At 47.0% G+C, this 26,549-nt stretch carries 25 protein-coding genes; 14 read left to right on the top strand and 11 right to left on the bottom strand.

Annotated elements, in window-relative coordinates:
- Positions 1–516: 516 nt before the first annotated feature.
- The 9 genes from ABD031_RS06730 (at position 517) to ABD031_RS06690 (ending at position 9,683) form a co-directional block, all read left to right on the top strand.
- Positions 517–1,143, top strand: coding sequence for a hypothetical protein (locus tag ABD031_RS06730; RefSeq protein WP_343849658.1), 627 nt, complete (start codon positions 517–519; stop codon positions 1,141–1,143).
- Between the two features lie 65 nt (positions 1,144–1,208).
- Entirely contained in the window at positions 1,209–3,638 is a 2,430-nt protein-coding gene (locus ABD031_RS06725; protein WP_343849657.1) for a heavy metal translocating P-type ATPase, read from the top strand.
- 1 nt (position 3,639) lies between these two features.
- Positions 3,640–3,828 (top strand): cbb3-type cytochrome oxidase assembly protein CcoS, encoded by a 189-nt coding sequence (gene ccoS / locus ABD031_RS06720; protein ID WP_343849656.1) that lies wholly within the window; start codon positions 3,640–3,642, stop codon positions 3,826–3,828.
- Complete coding sequence (gene ccoN, locus ABD031_RS06715) at positions 3,821–5,953, top strand: cytochrome-c oxidase, cbb3-type subunit I (protein ID WP_343849655.1); 2,133 nt, start codon at positions 3,821–3,823, stop codon at positions 5,951–5,953. Before ccoS ends, ccoN begins: the two co-directional genes overlap by 8 nt.
- Positions 5,954–5,967: 14 nt before the next feature.
- Positions 5,968–6,147, top strand: coding sequence for a cbb3-type cytochrome c oxidase subunit 3 (locus tag ABD031_RS06710; protein WP_343849653.1), 180 nt, complete (start codon positions 5,968–5,970; stop codon positions 6,145–6,147).
- On the top strand, positions 6,144–7,067 hold the full coding sequence (locus tag ABD031_RS06705) for a cbb3-type cytochrome c oxidase N-terminal domain-containing protein (protein ID WP_343849652.1): 924 nt from the start codon (positions 6,144–6,146) through the stop codon (positions 7,065–7,067). The genes ABD031_RS06710 and ABD031_RS06705 overlap by 4 nt, the downstream gene beginning before the upstream one ends.
- A gap of 50 nt (positions 7,068–7,117) precedes the next feature.
- The gene (gene ccoG, locus ABD031_RS06700) at positions 7,118–8,548 is read left to right on the top strand and encodes a cytochrome c oxidase accessory protein CcoG (RefSeq protein ID WP_343849666.1); all 1,431 of its coding nucleotides are present in this window, start codon (positions 7,118–7,120) and stop codon (positions 8,546–8,548) included.
- Positions 8,549–8,553: 5 nt separating this feature from the next.
- Complete coding sequence (locus ABD031_RS06695) at positions 8,554–8,979, top strand: FixH family protein (RefSeq protein ID WP_343849650.1); 426 nt, start codon at positions 8,554–8,556, stop codon at positions 8,977–8,979.
- Positions 8,979–9,683 (top strand): sulfite exporter TauE/SafE family protein, encoded by a 705-nt coding sequence (locus ABD031_RS06690; RefSeq protein ID WP_343849649.1) that lies wholly within the window; start codon positions 8,979–8,981, stop codon positions 9,681–9,683. The genes ABD031_RS06695 and ABD031_RS06690 overlap by 1 nt, the downstream gene beginning before the upstream one ends.
- Here the strand turns inward: ABD031_RS06690 and hemN are convergent, their stop codons facing one another.
- From hemN to ABD031_RS06670, 4 genes are all read right to left on the bottom strand, one after another.
- Entirely contained in the window at positions 9,684–11,042 is a 1,359-nt protein-coding gene (gene hemN, locus ABD031_RS06685) for an oxygen-independent coproporphyrinogen III oxidase (RefSeq protein WP_343849648.1), read from the bottom strand.
- A 116-nt stretch (positions 11,043–11,158) separates the two neighbouring features.
- Positions 11,159–12,202, bottom strand: a complete 1,044-nt coding sequence (locus ABD031_RS06680) for a VWA domain-containing protein (RefSeq protein ID WP_343849646.1) — start codon at positions 12,200–12,202, stop codon at positions 11,159–11,161.
- Positions 12,183–13,079 (bottom strand): hypothetical protein, encoded by an 897-nt coding sequence (locus tag ABD031_RS06675; protein ID WP_343849645.1) that lies wholly within the window; start codon positions 13,077–13,079, stop codon positions 12,183–12,185. Before ABD031_RS06675 ends, ABD031_RS06680 begins: the two co-directional genes overlap by 20 nt.
- Positions 13,072–13,950: a DUF58 domain-containing protein gene (locus ABD031_RS06670; RefSeq protein WP_343849644.1), complete on the bottom strand. Its 879-nt coding sequence runs from the start codon at positions 13,948–13,950 to the stop codon at positions 13,072–13,074. The genes ABD031_RS06675 and ABD031_RS06670 overlap by 8 nt, the downstream gene beginning before the upstream one ends.
- Positions 13,951–14,055: 105 nt before the next feature.
- Between ABD031_RS06670 and ABD031_RS06665 the strand changes: the two genes are divergently transcribed.
- Positions 14,056–14,409, top strand: a complete 354-nt coding sequence (locus ABD031_RS06665) for a DUF4296 domain-containing protein (protein WP_343849642.1) — start codon at positions 14,056–14,058, stop codon at positions 14,407–14,409.
- Positions 14,409–16,796, top strand: coding sequence for an endonuclease MutS2 (locus tag ABD031_RS06660; RefSeq protein ID WP_343849640.1), 2,388 nt, complete (start codon positions 14,409–14,411; stop codon positions 16,794–16,796). Before ABD031_RS06665 ends, ABD031_RS06660 begins: the two co-directional genes overlap by 1 nt.
- Before the next feature lie 42 nt (positions 16,797–16,838).
- On the opposite strand, the gene ABD031_RS06655 is transcribed toward ABD031_RS06660, so the two are convergent.
- From ABD031_RS06655 to ABD031_RS06630, 6 genes are all read right to left on the bottom strand, one after another.
- Positions 16,839–17,321 carry a hypothetical protein gene (locus ABD031_RS06655; protein ID WP_343849639.1) on the bottom strand — a complete coding sequence of 161 codons (483 nt, stop codon included), beginning with the start codon at positions 17,319–17,321 and terminating at the stop codon, positions 16,839–16,841.
- Positions 17,322–17,382: 61 nt separating this feature from the next.
- On the bottom strand, positions 17,383–18,003 hold the full coding sequence (locus ABD031_RS06650) for an ABC transporter ATP-binding protein (protein ID WP_343849637.1): 621 nt from the start codon (positions 18,001–18,003) through the stop codon (positions 17,383–17,385).
- 1 nt (position 18,004) lies between these two features.
- Positions 18,005–18,784, bottom strand: a complete 780-nt coding sequence (gene lpxA, locus ABD031_RS06645; RefSeq protein WP_343849635.1) for an acyl-ACP--UDP-N-acetylglucosamine O-acyltransferase — start codon at positions 18,782–18,784, stop codon at positions 18,005–18,007.
- Positions 18,781–20,175, bottom strand: coding sequence for a bifunctional UDP-3-O-[3-hydroxymyristoyl] N-acetylglucosamine deacetylase/3-hydroxyacyl-ACP dehydratase (locus tag ABD031_RS06640; protein ID WP_343849633.1), 1,395 nt, complete (start codon positions 20,173–20,175; stop codon positions 18,781–18,783). The genes lpxA and ABD031_RS06640 overlap by 4 nt, the downstream gene beginning before the upstream one ends.
- 125 nt (positions 20,176–20,300) lie before the next feature.
- Positions 20,301–21,323: a UDP-3-O-(3-hydroxymyristoyl)glucosamine N-acyltransferase gene (gene lpxD / locus ABD031_RS06635; RefSeq protein ID WP_343849632.1), complete on the bottom strand. Its 1,023-nt coding sequence runs from the start codon at positions 21,321–21,323 to the stop codon at positions 20,301–20,303.
- 17 nt (positions 21,324–21,340) lie between these two features.
- The gene (locus ABD031_RS06630) at positions 21,341–22,573 is read right to left on the bottom strand and encodes an HD domain-containing protein (protein WP_343849631.1); all 1,233 of its coding nucleotides are present in this window, start codon (positions 22,571–22,573) and stop codon (positions 21,341–21,343) included.
- Positions 22,574–22,632: 59 nt separating this feature from the next.
- Between ABD031_RS06630 and porX the strand changes: the two genes are divergently transcribed.
- The 3 genes from porX to ABD031_RS06615 are packed head-to-tail and all read left to right on the top strand — an operon-like array spanning position 22,633 to position 25,831.
- Positions 22,633–24,192: a T9SS response regulator signal transducer PorX gene (porX, locus tag ABD031_RS06625; protein WP_343849630.1), complete on the top strand. Its 1,560-nt coding sequence runs from the start codon at positions 22,633–22,635 to the stop codon at positions 24,190–24,192.
- Between the two features lie 6 nt (positions 24,193–24,198).
- Positions 24,199–24,630: a tRNA (adenosine(37)-N6)-threonylcarbamoyltransferase complex ATPase subunit type 1 TsaE gene (gene tsaE / locus ABD031_RS06620; RefSeq protein ID WP_343849628.1), complete on the top strand. Its 432-nt coding sequence runs from the start codon at positions 24,199–24,201 to the stop codon at positions 24,628–24,630.
- The gene (locus ABD031_RS06615) at positions 24,620–25,831 is read left to right on the top strand and encodes an alanine dehydrogenase (protein ID WP_343849627.1); all 1,212 of its coding nucleotides are present in this window, start codon (positions 24,620–24,622) and stop codon (positions 25,829–25,831) included. The genes tsaE and ABD031_RS06615 overlap by 11 nt, the downstream gene beginning before the upstream one ends.
- Here ABD031_RS06615 and ABD031_RS06610 read toward each other — a convergent pair whose 3' ends face one another.
- Positions 25,832–26,305, bottom strand: a complete 474-nt coding sequence (locus ABD031_RS06610; protein WP_343849626.1) for a response regulator — start codon at positions 26,303–26,305, stop codon at positions 25,832–25,834.
- Between the last annotated feature and the right edge of the window lie 244 nt (positions 26,306–26,549).

Below are 26,549 nucleotides of genomic sequence, written 5' to 3'. Positions count from 1 at the left end.
TACTGGGGTTACACCCGGGAGAGTAGGTCGCCGCCACATTATTCAAAGCCCTTTGGTTCACTCCAATGGGCTTTTTGCGTTTAAAGCGTCAGCCAAAAGACCTAGGATATAGGTCCAACAAAAAAAACGTGTAACCGTGATGAATTCATCAATTTAATTAACACTACCTACTAAACGCTGCAGCGGTTATTCCTTTAGCCGTCCCTGAATGGAAATCGCAGGATAGACCCGATATTTTCCTCTACTTTTAGCGACCCATTGTAATTTTTTCAAGGGAAAATTCACCTAAAATCCTAAATTTAGGCACTTGGTCTGTGAAAATATTTCAGGAATTTAGTTTTTTGATTCCTTCTTACCTTTCTGATATTCAATCTATTGGCTAGATGCTTATTTGAAGCACCTCATTTCGCACAGCAGAATTCCGATTCGAATAGCTGATTAATATCATGTGATCTACCCGCATCTGTCAGAACTCTTTGAAAACTCAGAGTCTATCTTCAAGAATAATTTTTGGTCATGGAACTGAAACTGCCACAAACCTTACATCTTGGATTTCCTGCAGGTATACTGAATAAATTTTTCTGTAAAGAGCTCTCTAAGTCATTCGATCCTTCTTTACCGAATAGTAGCTTTTGCCCCGAAACTGATCGGTCGCAACTATACACCATAGACATATTTGAAATTCTGGATTGCCTACAATCACCTGACTTACAACAGCAATTAGACAGGGGTGGCTGTGATATTCCAGTTCTCTTGTTTGGTCCGGATTTTTCGGCGAGCCGTCTGTTGTTTCATTACGATGGATCTTCCAATTCCGCGGATTTGATTCGAAACTTTATTTCCCTGTTTGGCAATCTAATCCAAGAAAGCAAAGCCACGATTATCTCCCCGAGCTTTATTCCCAAATCAAAAATCCGTGAAGAACAGGAAATTATTCAACTAGTAGCAACCTCCGTCAAAGAAACCAGCTTCATCAAATTCAATTTTACTGGAATTGGGGATTTCTGGTCTTACGGAGAAAAACATAATTGTAGTATCTTGGTCACTTCGAAACTTTACCAAGCCGATTTAGTGGAAATTTTCCTTCAGACTTACAAAGGAAAAGAATGGAGTCATCCACTGTCATTTTACCTATCTCTATAGTATTTGAAAATAGCATCTCATATTGATGTGGTTTTTAGAAAGAAAGTATCCATAAGTCTCTAGATATGAATCAGAATTTTTCAGCTGAAGTCCACTCTAAATGTTTCCATTGCGGAGAAAGCTGTGAACTGGATGCTGTAAGATTCGACCGAAAAGAGTTTTGTTGCCAGGGTTGTAAGTTGGTGTATGAAGTCTTGGAGGAAAACGAGCTTTGCGAGTTTTATCAATTGAATACGAATCCGGGACGAAGCCAGAAGTCAAACCCAACGCTAGCCAACCGTTTTGATTATTTGGACGATAGCGCGGTCGCACAAGGCATGCTGGACTTCAAGAATGAACGCGAGAGTCACATTACCTTCTTTATCCCCCAGATCCATTGTGCCTCTTGTATTTGGCTTTTGGAGAATCTGTTTCAGCTGAATTCAGCCATTGCTGGAAGCCGGGTCGATTTCATCAAAAAGAAAGTCCAAGTTAAGTTTTTCCACGACCAACTCAGTCTCAAGGAACTCGTCAAACTGTTGGCAACGATAGGATACGAGCCAAGCATCAGTCTTTCGGATCTTGATCAACGAATAAAAACTCCGGTGGAACGCAAGACCTTGACCAAGCTTGCTGTTGCCGGTTTTTGCTTTGGAAACATGATGTTCTTTAGTATTCCCGAGTATTTCTCCGAAACAGATCTTCTCGGCGAGGGCTTCAAAGGGCTGTTTAGTTATCTCAATGTGGTTTTGTCTCTTCCCGTGGTATTCTACGCCGCCAGTGACTACTATTTGTCTGCTTGGAATGCTGTCCGTCAACGAAAAGTGAATATGGATGTCCCCATCGTTTTGGGTATAGTTTCGTTCTTTTTGTATTCCCTCTGGGAGATTTTCGCTCAAGGGAACGCAGGTTATATGGATAGTTTGGGAGGTTTGCTTTTCTTTTTGCTCCTTGGGAAAATCTACCAACAGAAAACTTTTGCCACGCTGGAATTTGACAGAGATTACAAGGCTTATTTTCCGGTCGCTGTCACGCGGGTAGTCAAAGACATGGAGGAGGTAGTTCCCCTCATTAGGATTGAAGTGGGGGATGTGGTGCTCGTACGAAACGAAGAGCTGATCCCCGCCGATGCACTGCTTCTGAGTGATCAAGCCAATATTGACTATAGTTTTGTGACCGGGGAGGAAGTTCCGGTACCCAAGCGAAAGGGCGACTTGATCTACGCTGGAGGAAGACAAAAGGGCGATGCGGTTCTCCTGACCATCCAAAAATCACCTTCTCAAAGCTACCTCACGGATCTTTGGAATAGCGGATCTTTTGAAAAATCTGATCGACGATTGCTTGAACCCCTGGCCAATCGAATCGCCGGGGTTTTCACTTGGGCGGTGCTTCTCATCGCGCTTGGGGCGTTTGGGTTTTGGATCGGGAAGGATGTATCCATTGCTTTCAGGGCTTTTACCACCGTATTGATCGTTGCGTGTCCCTGTGCTCTTTCGATGTCTACTCCGTTTACCTTGGGCAACACGCTGAGGATTTTTGGTCGGGGAAAATTCTACCTGAAAAATGCAGGTGTGGTGGAGAAACTCGCTTTGGTCGATACCTTTGTTTTTGACAAAACAGGGACCTTGACTGACCCTGCAAATGCGACGATGATCTATACGGGTGAAACACTTTCCTCCGAAACCAAAGCTATACTCAAGGGGATGGTCGGGCACTCCACCCATCCGCTGAGTAATAGGATAAATTACTGGCTTGGAAAAATCGCTGCTGCAAAGCTGGATACTGTTTTGGAGGTGAAAGGGAGTGGAATTCAGGCGGTTTACAAGGGACAGGTTTTTCGATTGGGTTCATCGGTTTTTACCAAGGCCGAAATCTCAGAGCAGGCTGAGGCCGGGAATTATGTGTTTTTTGAGGTAGAGGAAATCCAGCTGGGATATTTTCATATTCAGTCAGGTTTGAGAGATGGTGCACCCGAAGTTGTAAAAGCGCTGTCGGCGGACTATGAACTTCATATCCTGTCGGGGGATCATGACCATGAACGGGAAACGCTAGATCGGCGGCTCGCTGGAGGAATCCGATTTAATTTTAATCAAAGTCCTTCCGATAAGCTCAACTATCTAACGGAACTCAATCGGGGGAACCATCAGACGCTGATGGTTGGTGATGGGCTCAATGACGCAGGTGCACTGCAGGAAAGCCAGGTTGGTATTGCGATCTCGGATCGGGTAAGTCATTTTTCACCGGCAAGCGACGCAATTTTGGATGCGGAATCATTCGCAAAAATCCCGAATTTTTTGGCCTTTGCCCGCGACAGTCGAATGATCATCAAGGCGAGCTTTGGGCTGAGTATTCTATACAATATTCTGGGTGTCAGTCTGGCAGTTCAGGGGATCTTGAGCCCTGTACTTTGTGCTATTCTGATGCCCCTGAGCAGTATTTCGGTGGTGGTTTTCACCACTTTGGCTACCAATTTCATAGGAATCCGCAAAGGTCTAATTCAACTCAGCAAACACTAATATGGAAGTCATCTTTCTTCTGATCGGAATCAGCTTAGTCCTCGCGGGCACCTTTTTATTTCTCTTTTTCAGAGCAATGAAAGATGGGCAGTTTGACGACGACTATACGCCATCCATTCGGATTTTATTCGAGAATCAACCTAAAAAGTCAATAAAAGATCAACCAAAAAAATCGAAATCCTATGAATGATTCTACTTTGGAAAGGTTTTACTACGACAACAAGATTGTCAAGTATTTCGGAGCGGCAACCATTATTTGGGGTCTGGTCGGAATGCTGGTAGGCCTCCTCGCGGCTACACAGCTGTTCCTTCCCGAAGCCAATTTGGGTAATCCCTACACCACCTTTGGGAGGATACGCCCGCTGCATACGAATGCGGTCATCTTTGCCTTTGTCGGTAATTCCATCTTTGCCGGGGTGTACTACTCCATGCCAAGACTGTTGAAAACTCCCATGTGGAACAGCACGCTCAGCTGGTTTCATTTCTGGGGCTGGCAGTTGATTATCGTAGCAGCTGCCATTACACTTCCGCTCGGACTCACCACTTCCAAAGAATATGCGGAGCTGGAGTGGCCAATTGACATTGCGATTGCCCTGGTCTGGGTGGCCTTTGGTGCTAATATGATCGGAACCCTGATCAAGCGACGAGAGCGTCATATGTACGTGGCCATCTGGTTTTATCTCGGTTCCTTGGTTACGGTGGCGATCCTCCATATTGTGAATTCCTTTGAGCTGCCGGTTTCATTTTTCAAAAGCTACTCTGCTTACGCCGGTGTCCAGGATGCCCTGGTGCAGTGGTGGTATGGACATAATGCCGTGGCGTTCTTTTTGACGACGCCATTTCTCGGCATGATGTATTACTTCCTTCCGAAGGCCGCCAATCGACCGGTCTATTCCTATAAGCTTTCGATCATTCACTTTTGGTCCCTGATTTTCCTGTATATGTGGGCGGGACCACACCACTTGCTTTATACCGCATTACCAGAATGGGCGCAGGTTTTGGGTACCGCGTTTTCGGTGATGCTACTGGCACCTTCTTGGGGCGGTATGGTCAACGGGCTGCTGACGCTTCGAGGAGCGTGGGACAAAGTACGCGTCGATCCTGTCTTGAAATTCATGGTGGTTGCCGTGACCGCTTACGGTATGGCGACTTTTGAAGGCCCCCTGCTTTCTTTCAAGAATGTCAGTGCGATCGCCCACTATACCGACTGGATCGTTGCTCACGTCCACATCGGTGGTTTGGGTTGGAATGGGTTCTTCACCTTTGGGATGCTTTACTGGATGTGGCCAAGATTGTTTAAGACGACCATCTATTCCACTAAACTTGCCAATACCCACTTTTGGATGGGAACATTGGGAATAGTGTTCTATGCGTTGCCCCTTTACGTAGCCGCTTTAACACAGTTTCTGATGCTCAAGGAATTCAATGACGCCGGTCGTCTCGCTTATCCTAACTTCTTGGAGACGGTCATCCAGATCGTACCCATGTATATGCTTCGGGCATTTGGAGGACTACTCTATCTGAGTGGTGCGGTAGTGATGATGTACAATATGTGGATGACGGCTAAGCAAGGGGTCTTTCAGGAAACTGAGGAAGATCAGGCTCCAGCCCTGGCAAAATCCTATCATTCGACCGGTGAATTTTGGCATAGAGCCTGGGAGAGAAAGCCTATCTTCTTCACCATCTTGGCAACGGTTGCAATCGCAATCGGAGGGGCGGTCGAAATCATTCCAACTATTCTGATCAAGTCAAACGTACCGACCATCACGTCAGTGAAGCCCTATACGCCTCTGGAATTGGAAGGTCGGGACCTTTACATTGCCAATGGCTGCGTGGGCTGTCACTCACAGATGATTCGCCCTTTCCGTTCTGAGACGGAGCGTTATGGGGAATATTCCAAGGCGGGAGAGTTCGTCTATGATCGGCCATTCCTTTGGGGGTCCAAACGAACCGGGCCAGATCTTCATCGTGTGGGAGGAAAGTATCCGGACAGCTGGCACTATCACCACATGGTAGATCCCAGGTCCATGTCTCCCGGATCACTCATGCCTCCATATCCTTGGTTGACGACAAACGAGCTGGATGTTTCTGATTTGCCGGCCAAAATCCGAACCTTACAAAAACTGGGCGTGCCGTATGCGGAGGGCTTTGACCAAGAAGCGACTGCTCAGTATGAGCAGCAAGCTGCCAAGGTGGTCGCCAACCTCAAAGATGCAGGCGTAGAAGTAGCCGCAAATACTGAAATTATTGCGCTGATTGCCTATCTCCAGCGATTGGGGACCGATATAAAGCAAAACCCAACAGCCTCTAACTGATAAATCCTGAAGCCATGTATAAAGAAATTCTAAGATCTATCGAAAACATAGAGATCTACCCGATTATCTCGCTGATCATCTTCCTGCTGTTTTTTGTGTCAATGTTTATCTGGGTGGTGAAAACTCCCAAGTCCCACATCAAGCACATGGAATCTCTTCCCTTGGACGACAACGACTCAATCACTTTGCCATGAAAAAGATCTTTTCAATACTTGCTCTCTTGGGACTGATGTCTTCGCCGGCTTTGGCCCAAGTCACTGATGCAAAATGGTACGCTACGCTTCAGGCGATGGATTCAGGACAGCTGACTTTGCTCGTTGTCTTGGGAGTGATTTTGGCGGTCATCCTGCTACTGCTGGTTTTAATGGTTTACCTGATGTCGTTCATGTCGGCAGTACTCCGGCGAGAAAATCCGAGCTTGGCAAATGAACCGACTTGGTGGGAGAGCTTCAAGGAACGCTACGTCACGGGAACCGTTGATGAAGTAGGCGGCAAGGAAGAAAAGGCCAAAATGATGAGCGATCACTCATACGACGGCATCACCGAGCTCGATAACTTTATGCCGCCGTGGTTGCAATGGGTTTTTGTAAGTACTATTGTTTTTGCAGTGATCTACTATGTCCATTACACCGTATTGGGAAACGGGGCCACCGGGCTCGAAGAGTACCAAGAGGAATTGCGGATAGAAGCAATTGCGGAGGATATCCGTAGGACCAGTCAGGCCGCCGGGATCGATGAAAACACAGTGGTGTTTGATGAATCGGCAGCCGGGCTAAGTACAGGCAAGACACTCTTCGAAACCAACTGCGCGGCATGCCATGCTGCCGACGGAGGAGGAGGAGTTGGTCCAAACCTGACGGATGAATACTGGTTGCACGGCGGTTCGATCAAAGACGTCTTCACGGTGGTGAAATTCGGAGTGCTGGAGAAAGGTATGATTCCATGGCAGGATCAGCTCAGTCCAGAGGAGATGCAGCAGGTGTCTTCCTATATTCTGACATTGAAGGGCACCACGCCTGCAAACCCGAAAGCTCCCCAGGGAGACCCTTATTCCGCTACTCCTGCCGACGCAGCTCCCGCTGCGGACAGTACGGCGGTCGTAGCCGCTATTTAATGATTTCAACGCTGCCGGGGAATTTCCCCGGCAGCAAGTCGCCTTACCTAATGGCCAAGAAGAACCAAAATCCACATTTGAATCCGGATACTTTCCGAGATGCGCTGGCTTCTGTCCGAGATGACGGGAAGCGCAATTGGGTTTATCCCAAGAAGGTAAAGGGTTTCTTTTTTCGCTACCGCACCTATTTTTCCTGGATCTTGCTCGCCATATTATTTGCCGGGCCATTTATCAAGATTGACGGTCGGCCTTATATGCTCTTCAATATTTTTGAAAGAAAGTTTATCATCTTCGGGGCGGTGTTTTGGCCCCAGGATACGATCCTGCTGATTTTCCTGCTGCTTATTCTCTTCGTATTTGTTATCCTCTTCACGGTGGTATTTGGGAGGGTCTGGTGTGGCTGGGCTTGTCCGCAGACACTGTTTATGGAAATGGTTTTTCGAAAGATCGAATACCTTATCGAAGGAGATGCCAATCAACAACGCGCACTGAATGACGCACCCTGGACTGGAGATAAGATCTGGAAGAAAGGCCTGAAGTATTCCATCTTCACCTTTTTTTCATTGCTGATCGGCCATTTGGTGATGGCTTACCTGATCGGAGTGGATCAGGTTGTGGAGATTGTCACGCAACCACCCGCCGCAAACATGGCTGGGTTTGTCGGCTTGCTCGCGTTTTCCGGGATATTCTTGTTCGTGTTCGCGTGGTTTCGAGAGCAGGCATGCATTGTGGTCTGTCCCTATGGCCGCCTTCAGGGAGTACTACTGGACAACAACAGTATCAATGTGATGTACGACTACGTCCGTGGCGAACCGAGAGCTCCGATCCGAAAGAATGTAGTCGAAGAAGCGCCTAAGGGCGATTGCGTCGATTGCGGGCTATGCGTGCAGGTCTGTCCGACAGGGATCGATATCCGAAACGGTACGCAGATGGAATGTGTGAATTGTACCGCCTGCATCGATGCCTGCGATGAGGTCATGGTCAAAGTCGACCGCCCCACTGGCTTGATCCGATACGCTTCGGAAAATAGTGTCACAGGAGGAGTTCAAAAGTTGTTTACTGGACGTGTCAAAGGGTTTTCAGTGGTGCTGTTGGTTTTGCTGGGAGCTTTCATCACCTTAATTGCGACCAGAGATGAGCTAGCTGGGACGATCACCCGTTTTCCGGGGATGACCTACCAGGAAAGAGAAGCCGGCAAGGTTTCCAACCTCTACAACATCACCCTGATCAATAAATCATTCGAATCGCAACGTGTGGAAATCGCAGCTTTGGCGGAAGGTATGGAGGTAGAGATCGTCGGAGCAAAGGAGTGGGTGCTGGAGCCTCAGACCAAGTTCGAGGGACGGTTTTTTCTTGTTAGAACCCAAGCCGAGGTAAAGGTGCCCCAGGAGAAAGTCATACTCCAACTCTTGAGTCATGGCGAGGAATTTGACGAAATACAGACGAATTTTATGGCGCCTGTTGGTGTCACAAATCAATAGAAAATATGGATTGGGGAAAAGGAATCTTGATTACAATCATCGCTTTCGTTGGATTTATGATGACGTTGGTCGTGATCTCGGTGAGGCAGGATGATATTCATCTGGTCGCTGAGAATTACTACGAAAAGGAAATCAAATACCAGGATCAAATCGAACGCGAAAAGGCCAGTGTCAACTTGGATCGGGAAGTGTTGGTGTTTGATTCGCAGAGCAAATCTATGGTATTGGATCTCCCGGTGGGAGCAAAGGGGAATCTTCAGCTTTTTCGGCCCTCCGATGCCAGACTGGATCAGGAGTTGAAGTTGGACATTACCGAGCCAGGGAAAACCAATGTGCCCCTCGATCAATTGAAATCCGGCTATTGGAGAGTTCAGCTGACATGGACAGAAAATGGAGTCGAGTTTTACCAGGAAAAGAAAATCAACCTCTGATGCTTTGGACAGCCTTGGTCTTGGGTTTTGTGAGTTCCTTTCATTGCATCGGAATGTGCGGCCCCATTGCTTTGGCTGTAGGTGGCAGAGGAAGCCAGACCTTTTTATTCAACAAAATCATTTACAACTTCGGACGGAGTCTAACCTATTCCGGACTGGGCTTAGTCGTAGGAAGTCTCGGATTTTCGCTTTCGCTTGCCGGTATTCAGCAGGGCATCTCTGTGACAATGGGGCTGATTATTGTGATTTTTTCTCTGAGCTACAAGAATGCAGACCGGCTTATGACGATTCCGATACTGTCAAGCGCGGTCGTATGGATCAAGCGCAGACTATCCAAATATCTCAAATCTGGAGGGAGGCTTGCTTTTTTTTCCACGGGTCTGGTCAATGGCCTGCTGCCCTGCGGAATGGTATACATGGCGCTGGTCGTTGCGCTGGGATTACAGAGTCCTGGCCTGGGTGCTGCCTATATGTTTTTCTTTGGATTGGGGACGATGCCGATGTTGCTCGCACTGATGGTTTCAGGTAGTCTTTTGCCTGCTTTTCGCCGACAGCAAGTCCAAAAAGTCATTCCCTATCTTGGTGTTTTGATTGGTGTGCTATTGGTTTTTCGAGGGCTCGGATTGGGGATTCCAGGATTCAGTCCTGAGTTGGTAGTCTTTGATTACGGTGTTCAGCAAGTGGAGATTACGATGTGTCGGTGATCAGATGGCTTTGCTGAAGTTAGCTTTTTGACTTTTCGTCGCGCTCATCCTCAGATCAAACTGCGCACAAATATTCCGTACCACGGCCATTCCCTCTGACGAAATGCTGATCCTATTGCCGCTGTGATATACCAAATTTTCCTCCTTCATATGGGCAAGAACCTGCTTGTTTTCTTGGGGAATCTTTTGCCAAATCAGTTCCGGTATTTCGGCTTTGCCCCGGCAGATCAGGTCCATGATCAGCTTGCGGTTGATCTGGTCTTCCTCGGTTTGGACATGTCCCCGGACGATGGGGAGTTGACTGAGGTAGCTTAGACTCTGGTAGGATTCGATGTTTTTCTCGTTTTGGGCAAAGCCCAAGCCAATATCACTGATGCTACTCGCACCTAGACCGATGAGCATTTCCGAGGGCGAAGTGGTATAGCCCATGAAGTTACGATGGAGGTTTCCGGATCTTTTTGCTGCGCAAAGCGGGTCATCTCCCAAAGCGAAATGATCCATCCCAACTTCCTCATAGCCCATTTCGATCAGTTTTTCTTTTCCCAATTCATACAGGGCTCTCTTCTCCTGTTCTTTGGGAAGGTGTAACTCAAAACCTCGCTGGGCGGGAAATGCCGAAGGCAAATGCGCATAGCTATAGAAGGCAATCCGTTCCGGTTTTAATTCCTGTATTCGCTCGATGGATGCTGCCAAGGTATCGAGAGTCTGGTGTGGGAGTCCATAGATCAGGTCAAAATTGATTGAGCTATAGCCTATTGTTCGGGCGTTTTCTGTCGCTTCTTTTACCTTTTCAAAAGGTTGGATTCTATGGATTGCGGTTTGGACTTTCGAGTCAAAATCCTGAATCCCATAGCTCACCCGGTTAAATCCCAGCTTCTTCAATTCCGCCAAGTGCTCAAATGTGGTATTGTTCGGATGGCCCTCAAAGCTGAACTCCGCACGGGGTAAAACGGATGCTGAATCGAGAATTTTTGAAAGGAAGAGGTTTAGATTTTCGGGAGAAACGAATGTGGGAGTGCCGCCCCCAAGATGAATGCCAGCGATTTTTGGAACGTCGTCGAAAAGTGTCAAATAGTGCGACCATTCCCGCAAAACTGCATCCAGATAGGGGAGTTCCCGATCATGATTTTTTGTGATTCGCTTGTTGCAGCCGCAATAGGTACAAAGTGCTTCACAAAAAGGCAGATGGATATAGAGCGTGATGCCTTCGTTTTTGCCGACTAGCTGAAAGGCTTGTTTGACTAAAACCTCCCAGCTTTGTGCATTCAGATTGTTTTCCCAATGCGGGACGGTGGGGTAGGAAGTATATCGGGGTACAGCCTGGTTGTATTTGAGGATAAGTTCAGCGGGAAGCGCCATGATTCGGTATTTTGGTCAAAAATACGCTTCGCAAGGTGTACAAGTGTTGACCAAATTTTCCTTTGTGCCTGATAAAAGTCAGACTTTTAGCACTCTTTTTTGATTCCGAAGATCGATCAATCCAACAGGAAATTGTTGAAGAAAGTACTCTTCAGCGCCAGCCAGCCTAGGAAAAACAAAATCGCCCAAAAGAGATAAATCCGGTAATAGTCTGAAGTTTCCTTGTAGCGGTTTTCAAGGATTTCTGCTTTTTCCAGCGTGTCGATCCGATCAAATACCTGCTGAAGCGCTGTCCCGTCCGAGGCTCGGTAAAATTCTCCATTGCCGATTCTCGCGATTTCCCGCAAAGTAGTCTCATCCAAGTAGCTCTGCACCATCTGTGGCCTACCGAAGAAGTCCGTGCCATAGGGTACCATTCCGTCTTTGCCGACGGCAATTGTATAAATCTTGATATCGAATGCAGATGCCAACTGTGCTGCAAATAGGGGGTCAACGTTGCCAGCATTACTTTCACCGTCCGAGAGCAAAATCATCACCTTGGACGGGGTATCGCTCTCTTTCATCCGATTGGTTCCCGCTGCGATCGCCGAACCGATAGCTGTCCCTTTTGGCTCAATCATGTCAAAGGTAATGTCTGAAATCATCGCGGTGAGCAGCTCGTAGTCGTTTGTCAGGGGAGCCAAAGAATAGGCCTCTCCCGCGAATACCACCATCCCTATCCGATCACCAAATCGGCCTGTGATGAAGTCAATGGCGGTGTTTTTGGCAGCTTCCAGTCGGTTGGGCGTAAAGTCCTGCAAGTCCATCGACTCTGAAATATCCAACACCAAAAGGATGTCAATCCCCTCCGTGTACTGTTCCACGCGCTCGTTACTGCGCTGAGGACGTGCTAGGGCGATCACGATCAGGATCAGTGACATGAAGAAAAAACCCGTCGGGATCAGTCTTAGGTAAGTCCAGGGATTTCCCCGGGCAATGCGCTTCGGGAGAGAAAGCTCCAGCACAGGTTTTTTCAAAAATTTAATGCCCTTTCGGATCAGGATCAAAACAGGGATGATCCAAAGTAAATTGAGCAGAATGGAGTTTTCCCACTCATAGGATTGCAGCGTCTCCGGCAAAAACCAAGACCAGCTAAAGAACTCAGCGAGTTGCTCTCTCATCTCTGATTTGGGTTAGTTTTTCCTGATATTTTGTACGGGCCACTTCCAATAGGTAATTGGTTATTTCTTCCGTTTTCGCTTCTTTTCCGGCATAGATGATCATGTCAATGGCGCGAAGGGCTTTGAAGATATCCTTGTCGTCCAATGAATCGGCAATCTCACTTGACGTCCATTCCTGAAATGGAAGCCCCGTGACCGACTCCATGTAGCCCTTCCAAAGACCGATGACTTCATCCGCCAGCTCGAGCGCCGGGTTTTGCGCGAGCAGGCCTGCAAGTTTTTTATACTTTCGCTCAAACTGTATCCAGCGGAGTTTTTCTCGGTTTTTCCGGAAGAGACCCTTGATTCGCTTCGCAAAAAGCAGTGCCAAACCGCCCAAAAGGACAACTACTCCTCCCGCAATCAGAGCTGCTAGGAGCCAATTGAAATTTTTCTCTATTGGCTGGTAGACGTTATTGTCCTTGAAAACCGGCTGCTCTGGGATGGAATCCAACACCAGTTTGAGCTTTAGCTCCGCCTCATTGGAAAAGAACGTGATGCTGTCGTAACGGCTAAGCTCATACACCGGAAGTGAAAGATACACGCTCGGCTCGAGTGAGAAATTGGATATGAAATAGATCGCGCTATCCAAGGTGACGCCACTTTCGGTCTTGGAAATGAAGGTCTTTTTCTCAAGCAAAATGAGCGGAGAAAAATCATAGCTGGAATCAGGAAATACCAGCTGTGTGGTTTCCGGGTATCGGGCTTTGAGCACAAATCCGACCCGCTCCCCGAGACGCGCAGAGTCCTGTGTGAAATAGCCTTCGACTTGGACATTTTGTGCCAACGACGAAAAACTCAATCCCAGAAAAAGAAAGAAAACACCGATTCTACCCACGTTTCATTCGTTTGTTTCGGTACTTAAATAAGTCGATCAAGGGACCGACGATATCCTGAGTCGTGTCGATTGCCAAATAGTTAATCTGGCTTTTTTTGCAGATTTCTTTAAGATATTCCCGCTCGACGGTGAAGGTTTCGGATATTTTCTTGGAAAAGCTGCCAAAAGCGGTGTTTACCCAAGTGGTTTTTCCTCGCTCTTTGTCAAAGATTGGAATGATCCCCAAGGCTGGCAAAGCAGACTCCCGTGGATCGGTGAGTTGAATAGCTACTACGTCATGGCGATCCGCCATTGCCCGGAAGGAACGCTCGTAGTCCTCATCGATGAAGTCGGAGATCACAATGATGATGCTGCGCTTTTTGATCAAGTTCATGGCAAAAGAAAACATGCCATTTAGATCTGTCTTTAGACTTTTGTTGGTATGGTCAAATATCCCGCGGATGATTTTTACGCCTTGCTTACTTCCTTTGGAAGGTAACACCAGCTTCTCCTGCTGATCTGAATAGGAGATCAGACCGATCTGACTTCCTTCATATACCGCTGCGAGTGTCAACACCCCGGCAATAAGCTTGCCCTTGTCTATTTTTTTGTTGTCCTGCTGTCCGATATCCTGACTGCCGGAGATGTCGAGAAGGAAGTAAACGGACTGTTCCTTGTCTTCGCGGAAGGTTTTGACAAAGGTACCGTGCCCTTTTGCAGAGACTTTCCACTCGATGGTCCGCACATCATCCCCGTACTGATAGGGTCTCAGGTCATCAAATTCCAATCCAGAGCCTTTGAAAAGCGATTGATATTCCCCTTGAAGATGGTTGTTGGCCACCTTTCTGATCATGATTTCGTATTTTCTAAGCTTACTGAACAGCTGATCCATGCGGGAGATTTGAGCGGGCTAAGTTAAAGTCTTGAACTGAATTATAAAATTTGCGTTTGCTAAACGGTTCAGACATTATCAGTTAAAAAAACCTAATTTTAACGCGTGAAACGAATTCTTGCCTTCCTTATTTTCCTGTTTTGCCTTGGTTCCTGCAACAGAAATTCGCCGCCTCCGGGGATTTTGTCCGAAGATGAAATGGTCAACGTCCTGATTGATATTCAATTGACCGAGGGGATCGTCAGCGCACTGCCTGTCGCCTATGACTCATCGCAGCTGCTTTATTCTCTTTTGGAAAAAGATGTCTTCGAAAAACACGCTGTGCAGGATTCCGTTTTCACTAAAAGTATGTTATTCTACCTGGAAGATGCCGATAAGATGACTCGGATCTATTCGCGAGTGATTGATTCGCTCACGGTTCATGAATCTATTCCGGGAGACAGTCTGGATTTGTTCTGATGCTATACCCCTCCAATCTCGATCAAAAGATAAATTTTGTCAAAATCAAAGACCTACTCAAGGCGGAATGCTCTTCGTCATTGGGCCAGGACTTTGTGGAAAAAGTTGCCTTTTCTTCCGACTTCAACCTCGTACAGCGTCTGCTGGATCAAACCGAGGAATTTAGAAAAATCCTCATCTCAGGAGAGATTTTCCCGAGCTCTAATTTTACCAACCTCAACCCATACCTCGAAAAAGCCAAGATCCCGGGTGCCTTTCTCGATCAGGATGAATTCTATGAAGTGAAGCTTGCACTGCAGACGCTCCGATCCTGTGTGGTGTTTTTTCAAAAGCACGGAGAAAGTTATCCGACTTTGGGTGCGTTGCTGGGCTTGTTGATGGACTTGGACATGGGCTTGCTCAAGGCGATAGACCTGATCATCGACGAAAAAGGAAAGATCAGAAGTAATGCCAGCAAGGAGCTTCAATTGATCCGAACACAGCTCCTCTACGAAGAGGGAAGGCTGCGAAAGGTGATGGAGCGAATCTTTAAGGATGCGCGTGCTAAAGGTCTAACACCTGAAGATTCGGCGATGACGATCAGAGGCGGGCGCATGGTAATTCCGATTGCCGCAGAAAACAAGCGAAAGCTTCGGGGATTTATTCACGACGAATCGGCCACCGGACAGACGGTATTCATGGAACCTGAGGAGGCCTTGGATATCAACAATGAAATCCGTGACTTGGAGTACATGGAGCGTCGTGAGATCATCAAGATACTCACCAAGCTGACCGACCAGCTGAGGCCTGGGATTCCTGCTTTGCGCAAGGCAACCAACTTTCTCGGCTTGATGGATTTTATCCGTGCCAAAGCAAAATTTGCCCAGAAAACAGATAGCTGCAAACCCGAACTGGTGAAGGAACGAACGCTGAGCTGGACACGGGCTAGGCATCCGATATTGGAGATGGCACTTAACTCCCAGGGGAAAAAGATCATTCCGCTTGACATCAAACTGGGCGGACATGAGCGGCTGCTGGTGATCTCCGGGCCTAACGCCGGAGGGAAATCAGTGACACTCAAGACGGTGGCTTTACTGCAATACATGCTTCAGTGCGGGTTGTTGATCCCTGTGCATCCCGACTCTAAAAGCTCGCTTTTTGACAATCTGTTCATCGATATCGGAGACGAGCAAAGTCTCGAAAACGACTTGAGTACCTATAGCTCTCACCTGATGAGCATGAAGCATTTCACTCAGTTTGCCAATAAAAAGACGATACTGTTTATCGATGAATTTGGTACGGGCACGGAACCTCAGTTTGGTGGGGCGATAGCGGAGTCAATCCTGCTTTCACTGAATAAACTTGGCGCTTTTGGCGTGCTTACAACCCACTATGGTAATCTAAAGCAAATTGCAAACAAGAACCAGGGCATGGTCAATGGTGCTATGCGCTACGACGTGGATCGGTTGGAGCCGCTATATCAGTTGGAAATCGGCAAGCCGGGTTCTTCTTTTGCGCTTGAGATTGCTTCCAAGATTGGTTTGTCAAAAGACATCTTGGCTTACGCCAAAGCGCAGATCGGCGAGGAGCGGGTCAGATACGACCGGCTTTTGACCCAGTTGGAAAATGAAAAAAATCAATATTCCGTGTTGGTCAGCGAGGTCAAGGAAAAAGACCGATTGCTACAGGCTCGCCTGAAGGAGTACAACCAACTGAAGGAAACCATTGAATTGACCCAAAAGCGTCTGATTCAAGAGGCAAAGCTGGAGGCGAAATCTCTCCTGGATCAGACCAATAAAAAGATTGAAGCTACTATCCGCGAGATCAGGGAGAAAAAGGCAGAGAAGGACGTAACCAAGCAGGTGAGACAGAAGCTGGAGGATTTTAAGCAAGAAGTGAAGCCCGAAAAGACGGTGATCAAAGATCCCGAGATTCGGGTGATCGGAGGAGCAATCGAGTCAGGAGATTGGGTAAGGTTGCGGGACAATGGTGCTGTAGCCCAAGTGGTAGCAATCAAAAATAAAGACGTCGAAGTGACAATCGGGGACTTGAAGTCCAATGTGAAGCTTTCCCGATTGGAGAAAATATCCAAGACCGAAGTCAAGAAAGAATTCAAGGCCACCGAGCGTCGGAGTAACTACAATACCAACGAGAAGATGATGGACTTCTCTCCAAACTTGGATATCCGGGGTAAAAGAGGAGAGGAGATTTTGGGCTTGATCCAGACCTTTATCGACGAGGGATATATGCTGGGCGTGAAGGATCTCCGGATCGTACACGGCAAGGGCGACGGAATTCTACGGGATATTTCCAGAAATCTACTTCGTCATATGCCTCAAGTCGGCAGAGCGGAAGATGAGCACGCTGATCGCGGTGGAGCAGGTGTGACGTTGGTAACACTGAAATAGAAAAAGGGAGCCTGTGGGCCCCTTTATTAATGGTTTTGTAATTTATTTTTTAACCAGGTCAAACACGTAATCCCCTGCCACGGCTAAGGTTCCCTTGACTCGTGAGCCCGGAGAGGGGATGGTGAAGACGAGTTTTAGACCGCTGCCAGATGTGGTGAAAGACATCTCCCTGCCCGCGGCGGGTTTGGATCCGGTGAGTGTGATCTTGTCAAAGTTGGAGCCTGCAAACGTCCAGCTGCCGTTGGCGTCAAAAAGATCGCTGCTGTTTTTGGAAGTATAGGATTTGGATGGAACCGAATTCAGCACCAGCTCAAATGAAGCGTATTCGGTTGTCACATCAGTGCCACCTTTGGTGACTTTTCCTCCTCCGCCAACGGCCCAGGTCTGGGTGCCTGTTCCGGTCAGGGCTTCAACCGCTTTTTCTTCGTCGGTCTTAGGAGTTGTCGGTTTAGGATCATCGCCACAAGCTTGGAGCCCCGTAACAATCCACGCCAGAACCAATGCTTTCAACAAATTCAGTTTCATAGGAATCCAATTAGATCAATGTAAAATTAGAGATATAGCTGAATGATCAAAGTGTATTGTTTTACTTGAAGTCTTCCAGCGCCAGTTTTTGGCGACAAAACTCATATTCTCTGGGTTCATTGGAGCAAACGATCACTATCCGGTCACCCTGATGCTTTGCCATCAAGTCTGTGTACCAAGCGATCCCTTTTTTGTCCAGATTGGAGGTAGGCTCATCCAGCAGTACCAGCGGGACGTCTGAGAAAAGCGCCAAGCCCAGCTTTAGCCTTTGTTTCATTCCCGAGGAAAACTGCGAAACCGGCTTAGACGAATGCTCTTGGAGGTAGAGAAGCTCAATCAGTTCGGCAGGTTGGATTTGATGGAATGGCCGCTTGAACTTGAAATGAAAATCGATCACTTCGAGCAGACTGAATTCTTCGGGAAGTTCCAGGTAGGGGGCGGAGATCGCAAGGGATTTGTACCAGTCCGATTCTGGGATTTTTTTTTCTGACTGGCGATAGGTGATATTTCCCGACGAAATAGGAATGGCTCCGGAGATGCACTTCAGTAAAGTGGATTTTCCGGAGCCATTACCTCCTGTGATTGCGAGGGAGTCTCCCTGAGCCAAATGCAGGTTGAGATTTTTGAAAATCCATTCGTATTGAAAGCGTTTTGACGCTTCATTCAAGTGGATTTTGAGCATATCAGTTGATGTAACCTTTCATGACACCTCGCTCTGAAGAACGGATGAAGTTCAGGATTTCGTCACGCTCTTTGGTTGCGGGGAGGTTGATTTCGATCTCTTCCAATGCACGGCTGTTATTCAGGCTGTTGAGGAAGAGGTAGCGGTATACTTCCTGTACATGGGAAATCGTTTCACTTGAAAAACCGCGTCTTCTCAATCCCAGTGAGTTTACGCCTGCGTAGGAAAGTGGTTCGCGAGCCGCTTTGGTAAACGGCGGAACGTCCTTTCTCACCAAAGAGCCTCCGGAAATCATCGCATGCATCCCGATTTTCACAAACTGGTGAACAGCGCTGGATCCTCCGATGATTGCCCAGTCGTCGATAGAGACGTGTCCGGCGATCTGAACGGAGTTGGCAATGATGACATTGCTTCCGATGGCACAGTCGTGAGCCACGTGTACATAGGCCATCAAAAGGCAATTACTGCCGATGACTGTGGTTTGTTTGTCAACTGTACCCCGGCTGATGGTCACACACTCCCGTATTGTTGTATGATCTCCGATCAAGACCGTGGAGCGCTCGCCCTGGAATTTTAGATCCTGAGGAACTCCGGCGATGACGGCACCGGGAAAAATTCTGCAGTTTTTGCCGATCCGGGCGCCTGGATAGATAGTGACATTGGATCCGATCCAAGTGTTGTCTCCGATGACCACATCTTCATGGATCATGGTAAACGGATCAACGTGAACATCGCTCCCAAGCTGTGCTTTTGGGTCTATATGAGACATGGGGCTGATCATGATTCTTTTCGGGTTATGCTGGCGGTCATTACGGCTTCGCAGACTAATGTGTTTCCGACATAGGCTTCACCTTTCATCTTTGCAATACCCCTGCGAATTGGGGCTAAAAGTTCACATTTGAAAACCAAAGTATCGCCAGGTAAAACCATTTTCCTGAATTTACAATTCTCGATACCCAGGAAATAGGTCCAATAGTTCTCCGGATCATCCACCGTGCTCAATACCAAAATACCGCCTGTCTGGGCCATAGCCTCTACTTGAAGTACTCCTGGCATGACAGGATTCCCTGGAAAGTGCCCCATGAAAAACGGCTCGTTCATGGTTACATTCTTGACACCCGCGACGACCGATTCATCGAGGTAGATGATTTTGTCTATCAGTTGGAAAGGGTAGCGGTGAGGTAGGATATTGCTGATCTGGTTGATGTCCATCACCGGCGGGAGCTTGGGGTCGTAGTGCGGGATATGTGAAGCACCGGCTTTCTCCATGGCTCTTTTTAGTTTTTTTGCGAAAGCGACATTCGCGGCGTGTCCTGGACGCGCTGCAAGAATCTGTGCTTTCAACGGACGACCGACCAAAGCCAAGTCACCCACGACGTCAAGCAGCTTGTGCCGAGCGGGCTCATTTCTATAGCGGAGATCCACGTTGTTGAGGATTCCTTCTTTCTTGACTTCGACTGTCTGCTTGTTAAACATTTTGGCCAAATGTGCCAGTTCTTTTTCTTCAACGATCCGGTCAACGACTACGATGGCGTTGTTCAGGTCGCCACCTTTGATCAGGTTGGAATTATAAAGCATCTCCAACTCGTGCAGAAAGCAGAATGTTCGGCAGGAAGCGATTTCGGTTCTGAACTGACTGATATCAGTGATTGAGGCGTGCTGACTTCCGAGGACAGGGGAATTGTAGTCCACCATGACGGTCACACGGTAGTTGTCTGTAGGCAAAGCGACCATCTCTACCTCTCTCGCCGTATCTTTGTATTGAATGCTTTCCTGCACTTCAAAAAATCTCCGAAGGGCATTTTGCTCTTCAAATCCGGCATCTTCCAACACTTCAATAAATTGCACGGAAGACCCGTCCATAATAGGAGGCTCTGGACCGTCCAGCTGAATCAGGACGTTATCGATCTCCAATCCTACCAGTGCCGCCAACACGTGCTCAACTGTGTAAACTCTGGCGCCATTTTGCTCTAACGTAGTGCCTCGGGATACGTCCACCACCAAGTCGCAGTCGGCATCAATCGTCGGGCGACCTTCCAAGTCGATTCGCTGAAACTTGTAACCGTGGTTGGGTGGAGCAGGAAGAAATGTCATATTGGAAACGACCCCGGTGTGAAGACCCACTCCGGAAAGTTCCACCTGCTTCTTGATGGTATGCTGTTTTACTTTCATATGAATATAATTTGCCCTTTTGGGGCCAGGAATCTCGCATGGTCGGTAGTCATCCCAAAGTGTGACTCGTCAGTGATGCTCAATTTCATGTTATGTTTTCCTTGCGGAATTTCAGGGCAGCAAAATTAGCCCTTTTTTTCCAGTTCTTTGACGCGCTTTTCCAGCGTATCCAGATTTTTGAACAGTGCATAGGACTTCAAAAAATCCTTAATGTCCATCGCCATGTAGCCCAGGAGTGTCTCTCCGGACTTTTTGACGGATTTGCTGATGCCTGTATTGGCGCCGATGGTCGTGTTGTCTGCTATTTTCAAGTGTCCGACGATTCCGGCTTTTCCTGCGATTATGCAATTTTTTCCAATCTCCGTGGAACCCGAAATGCCGGACTGTGCAGCGATTACTGTGTTTTCGCCGATAATTACATTATGGGCGATCTGGACTTGATTGTCGATCTTGGCTCCTTTTCTGATGATAGTGGAGCCCATCGTCGCGCAATCTACCGTGGTATTAGAGCCTATACTTACATTGTCTTCCAAGATCACATTTCCGATTTGAGGGATAGCCTTATAGGTTCCGTCGGCTTGGGGAGCAAAGCCAAAGCCGTCTGCGCCGATGACTGCACCGGGAAAAATCTCGCAATTGTTTCCCATCTCGGTGTTGGTGCAGATTCTGGCACCGGGGTGAATGATGCAATTGTCACCCATCTTTACATTATCTCCGATAAAAGCCTGAGGATGGATTTTTACATTATTACCCAAGTGGCTTTTTTTGCCGATATAGGAGAAGGCCCCCCGATAGCAGCTGTCGCCGATCGTGCTGCTGGAATGCATGAAACTCGGTTCCTCGACTCCCACCAGCATCGCTTTGGTAAATTCGGAATAAGCTTCCAAAAGCTTTGTAAATCCCAGATAGGCATCTTTTACTCGGATGAGAGTTGTCTTGAAAGGCTTGGTAGCTGCAAAACCCTCTGAGACGATGACCGCTGTGCAGGCTGTTTCATAGAGGAAAGGTTCGTATTTCTCGTTAGCCAAAAAACTGATTCCTCCGGGCTTGCCCTCTTGGATTTTGTCCAGGCGATTGACGGTTTGGTTTTCATCGCCTTCTGCCTTTCCTCCCAAAAGTGCGGCCAGTTGGCCTAATGTGAATTCCATGATCTACAGCTTAGGATTTATAGGGTTAAAATTAGGTGTTTGGCTTTACAAACGTAGTGTTTCTCCACAATCTTGCTCATGACTTTGATATTCGGTAGATCAGCAGCCATAGCCACATCCATTACTTTCCCTTTTTTGGTCAGAATATTGATCCGGTCCTTGGCCAGGTAGCCGTAGTTGCTCACAGTACCAGACGAGAAGAAATAGTCGATGTCACTTTCAGGGATCTGCAGTTTCTTTTGTGTTTTGAGCCTCATTTCTTCAAGCTCCCGAAGGGAAAAAGGTTCATTGACGAGATTGATCTTGAAGAGATTTCTTGTCAAAAACATCTGCGAAATATTTCGAAGTACATAGTCTTCGTGCCCCTTCCAGAGTTTGATGGCTCCCCAGATGTCGAAGTCATCGAGGCCCATGAAGTTTTCGAGTATCCTTTTCTCCGTTTTGAAATCCTCCAGTCTGAAATTGTTTTTCAGGAAAAAACCAAATTCTGCACTTACCGTCAAATTCACTCCTGCCTGAGCCAAGTGTTTTGCTCGCTTGATGAGGTTGATTAGCATTTTCTCGGCACTCACTGTGGTCTTGTGAAGGTATACCTGCCAGTACATCAGACGGCGTGCGCTCAGAAAATTTTCGATAGAATAGATGCCTTTTTCTTCAATTACCAACTGCCCGTCTTTGACATCCATCATCTTGATGATCCGGTCCGCACCAATAGTGCCTTCGGAAACTCCCGTAAAGAAACAGTCTCGCTGCAGATAATCCAGGCGGTCAATATCCAATTGACTGGATACCAGTTGATTCAAGAATTTCCGATCATATTGATTCTTAAAAATTCGTAAAGCGAGGCTCAATTTGCCACTTAATTCTTCATTTAGGAGTTGAATAGTCAGTAGCGAGAGTTCCTCGTGGGGTACGCCCATGAGCAAGCTGTATTCTAAGGCATGGGAAAAAGGACCATGTCCAATGTCGTGTAGTAAGATGGCAATCAGCGCCGCCTCATATTCCTCATCGCTTATTTCGGTGCCTTTAATGCGTAGATTGTCGAGCGTAATACTCATCAGATGCATGGCGCCGATAGCGTGGTGGAAGCGGGTGTGAAGGGCTCCTGGATAGACGAAGTCGGTCAAACCTAACTGTTTGATTCGGCGAAGTCTCTGGAAAAAGGGGTGGTCAATGATCGTAAAAATCAACTCACTGGGAATTGTGATGAATCCATAAACAGGATCATTGAGTATTTTCTGGCTTTTCAATCAGCGCTCATTTGATTGACTCAAAAGTAATTATAATTTTAAAAGAAAGGGAAACCAACATGTCTCAAAAATTCAGTATCCTCTGGGCAGATGATGAAATCGACCTACTCAAGCCTCACGTTCTTTTCTTGGAACAAAAAGGATATGAGATCACTACGGTCAATTCGGGAATCGATGCCATCGAAGAAGTCGAGAGTAAAAATTTTGATGTCATTTTTTTAGATGAAATGATGCCCGGGATGACGGGACTTGAAACCTTACAGCAGATCAAGCAGATCAAGCCGCAGATACCTGTGGTGATGATCACTAAGAGTGAAGAGGAGCATATCATGGACGATGCCATCGGCGGGAAAATTGCTGATTATCTGATCAAGCCCCTCAATCCAAGTCAGATTTGGCTTTCGGTCAAGAAGATTCTCCAAAATAAGCAATTGATCGATACCAAGACTACCCAAAGTTATCAGCAGGAATTCATGCAAATCAGCCTCGCACTTGGCGATGCGCGTGATCCCAAGGATTGGACAGAGCTCTATCGTAAGCTTACTTTTTGGGAATTGCAGATTGATTCGACAGAAAACAAAAATATGTTGGAAGTTCTTGATAATCAGAAGTCTGAGGCAAATTCTTCCTTTGCACGTTTTATCAAGGGAAACTACCTCGACTGGCTGGATGAGAAAAATCCAGACAAGCCGCTGATGTCTCATCAGGTCTTGAAGGAGAAAGTGTTTCCGGTTTTGAAGAATAAAAAACCGCTCTTCCTCATCGTCATTGACAACCTACGACTGGATCAGTGGGAGGACTTGGAGCATCTGCTCACGCCGTATTTCAATGTGGAGGAAAAAGACACCTATTATAGTATTCTTCCTACGACGACGGCCTTCGCCAGGAATGCCCTGTTTAGCGGGATGATGCCGATGGACATGGCGCGTTTTTATCCGAAGCTGTGGGAAGATGAAGATTCAGATGAGGGAAAAAATAACTTTGAAGAGGAGTGGCTAGGGATCAATCTGACCAAAAACCGAATTAACTGTAAATTTACCTACAACAAGATCCTTCAAACTCATCAGGGCAAGGCCGTGCTCGATCAGTTTCATACCTTTCTTCAGCATGATTTGAATGTGTTGGTTTACAACTTTGTCGACATGGTATCCCATGCGCGTACGGACATGAAAATGATCCGCGAACTTGCGCCAGATGAGTCCGCCTATCGCTCCCTCACGCGCAGTTGGTTTGAGCACTCGTCGCTTTTTGAGCTGTTTAAGAAAATCCAAAACGCAGGTGCAGATGTAATCGTGACAACAGACCACGGTACCAAAAAAGTAAACAAGCCTTATCGAATCATCGGAGACAAAAATGTCACGACCAACTTGCGATACAAGCAGGGAAAAAATCTGAATTTCGAACACGGGAAGGTTTTTGAAATCAAAAAACCCGAAGAAGCGATGCTTCCCAGATTGAACGTATCTACTTCCTATGTTTTCGCTGTGGAGGACTATTTTTTCGCCTATCCCAACAACTACAACTATTATGTGAACTATTACAAGGACACTTTTCAACACGGTGGTATATCTTTGGAGGAAATGATCATTCCTCTAGTACACCTGACCTCCAAACGATAAGTAAGCTTGATTACCTTTTCCTACCATTTAGATCAGATTCAAGAGACTGCTCGGCAGATCATCACTGCGGCAGAGACGGAGAAAGTCTGGATATTCCAAGGGCAAATGGGAGCGGGAAAGACCACGCTGATCAAGGCGCTTGCGAAGGAGATGGAGGTAAAGGATCAGGTCAGCAGCCCTACTTTTGCGATTGTCAATGAGTATGATGCCAAGGCCGGGATGAAAGTTTTCCATTTCGATTTTTATAGATTGGATGATCCAATGGAGGCATTGGATATCGGAATAGAAGAGTATTTTTATGGAGGAGAATATTGCTGGATCGAGTGGGCCGAGAAAATCGCCCAGTTTCTTCCGGAAGAGTTTCTCTTAATCAGAATCAATCCGGATTCAGAAAATAGCAGAACCATTACACTTCAACATTTCCGAAATGTCGACTGAATTAGCAGGACTTACTTCTGTAGGGCTGATTGCAAAAGAATCCCCACTTCAGGTAAAAAAGGGCGCGAAGCCACTTCACGTTGGACTTCCCAAGGAAATCTCCAGTCAGGAAAAGCGTATAGTGCTCACGCCTGAATCAGTAGGCCTGTTAAGTAACAATGACATCCAAGTAGTCGTCGAAACCGGAGCGGGACTGAGTGCGAAGTTCAGCGATCAGGATTATTCAGATGCGGGTGCCCAGATTGTCTATTCTCGAAAGGAAGTACTCTCTGCAGACGTAATACTTAAAATCGATCCACTCACGGTAGATGAAATAGCGGAGATGTCTTCCGGGAGTTGCTTGATTTCCGCTTTGCAACTGGAAAAGCAGAGCGCGGAGTTTATCCGCGCATTGAACGAAAAGAAGGTGACTGCAGTGGCTTTTGAATACCTCGAAGACAAAGTCGGAGGGATGCCGGTAGTACGGGCGATGTCCGAAATCGCCGGGAGCACGGTGATGCTGATCGCGTCGGAATATCTGTCGAGTGTAAATGAAGGTAAGGGCCTGATCCTAGGAGGAGTGACGGGAGTTCCTCCGACGCAGGTGGTCATCATCGGGGCTGGCACAGTTGCGGAGTATGCCGCCAGGACCGCGATTGGGTTGGGAGCAAACATCAAGATATTTGACAATCATATCTACAAACTGCGACGAATCAAGCAGCTGCTTGGACAGCAGATTTATACCTCGACGATTGACAATTTCACTTTGGGACAGGCCTTGGCTGAGGCTGATGTGGTGATAGGAGCACTTCGCGCCGAAAAGGGGAGAAACAAAATCGTGGTCACCGAAGAGATGGTTGCCAATATGATTCATGGCAGTATTATCATCGATGTGGGGATAGATCAGGGAGGATGTATAGAGACTGCCCGGATGACTACTCACGATGCGCCGGTCTATCAGGTGCATGACATTATCCACTACTGTGTACCAAATATTGCATCTAGGGTTGCCCGGACTGCTTCCTATTCCCTGAGCAATATTTTTACGCCGATCATTTTGCAGATGGCGGACTTGGGCGGAAATGAGGAAATGATCTTCAACTATAAGTGGTTTCTGAGAGGGGTATACACGTATAGAGGAAGCCTTACCAATGCATTTTTGGGACGAAAATTTGGCTTAAATCACAAGGAGCTCCAGCTGCTTTTGGCAGCCCGCTATTGATTAGGAGAGTAGATTTTGGCGGAGCAAAAACTCCAGCTGGTCATTTGCCTTCAGCAACGCGCCGGTCAGCCGTTCGTTTTCCCTTCTAAGGGCATAGACTTCAAACGCATTTTTGATCACAGTCCTGAGGTAGTCTTCTTCCCAAGGCTTGGTGAGGTAGTGATATACCTGACCCTTGTTGATAGCATCGATCACAGCCTGAATGTCAGTGTATCCGGTGAGTAGGAGGCGAATCGGCTTTGGATAAATAGGAATGATACTTTCTAAAAATTCAACACCCGTTTTTTCCGGCATTCTTTGATCAGTGATAATCAGGTCAATGTCTTCTTTAGCGAGGATGTCTTCACCTTCTTTGGCCGATATCGCTAGAAAAATTTTGTAATCCCTTCGAAATGTAGCCTTAAATGCCTGAAGATTATTTTCTTCATCGTCTACGTATAGTATTTTTATTTTCTCCGATTCGGGGGTTGACATCTCAGGTGTAAAGATTAGAATCCTACTGGTTTCCCAAAATTAGGAATAGTTTTAATATTCGATGTTTTTTGGAAATCTTTTCGGAAACATTCGCCGCCCTAGAGATTGCCATGGAGTTGATTTCTAATTTTAAGGCGTTTCTTTGTGATTAACCAAGAAATCGAGTTATATGTTGATTCAAAAATATAACTTTACTCGCATTAATCCTTAATTGCACCCATGCCTATTCCCGAACAATTTGATC

The organism is Algoriphagus jejuensis, from assembly GCF_039523455.1.
In the GTDB taxonomy this organism is placed as follows: domain Bacteria; phylum Bacteroidota; class Bacteroidia; order Cytophagales; family Cyclobacteriaceae; genus Algoriphagus; species Algoriphagus jejuensis.
The sequence above is the reverse complement of the archived record's forward strand: the minus strand, read 5'-3'. Positions and strand labels throughout refer to the sequence as shown.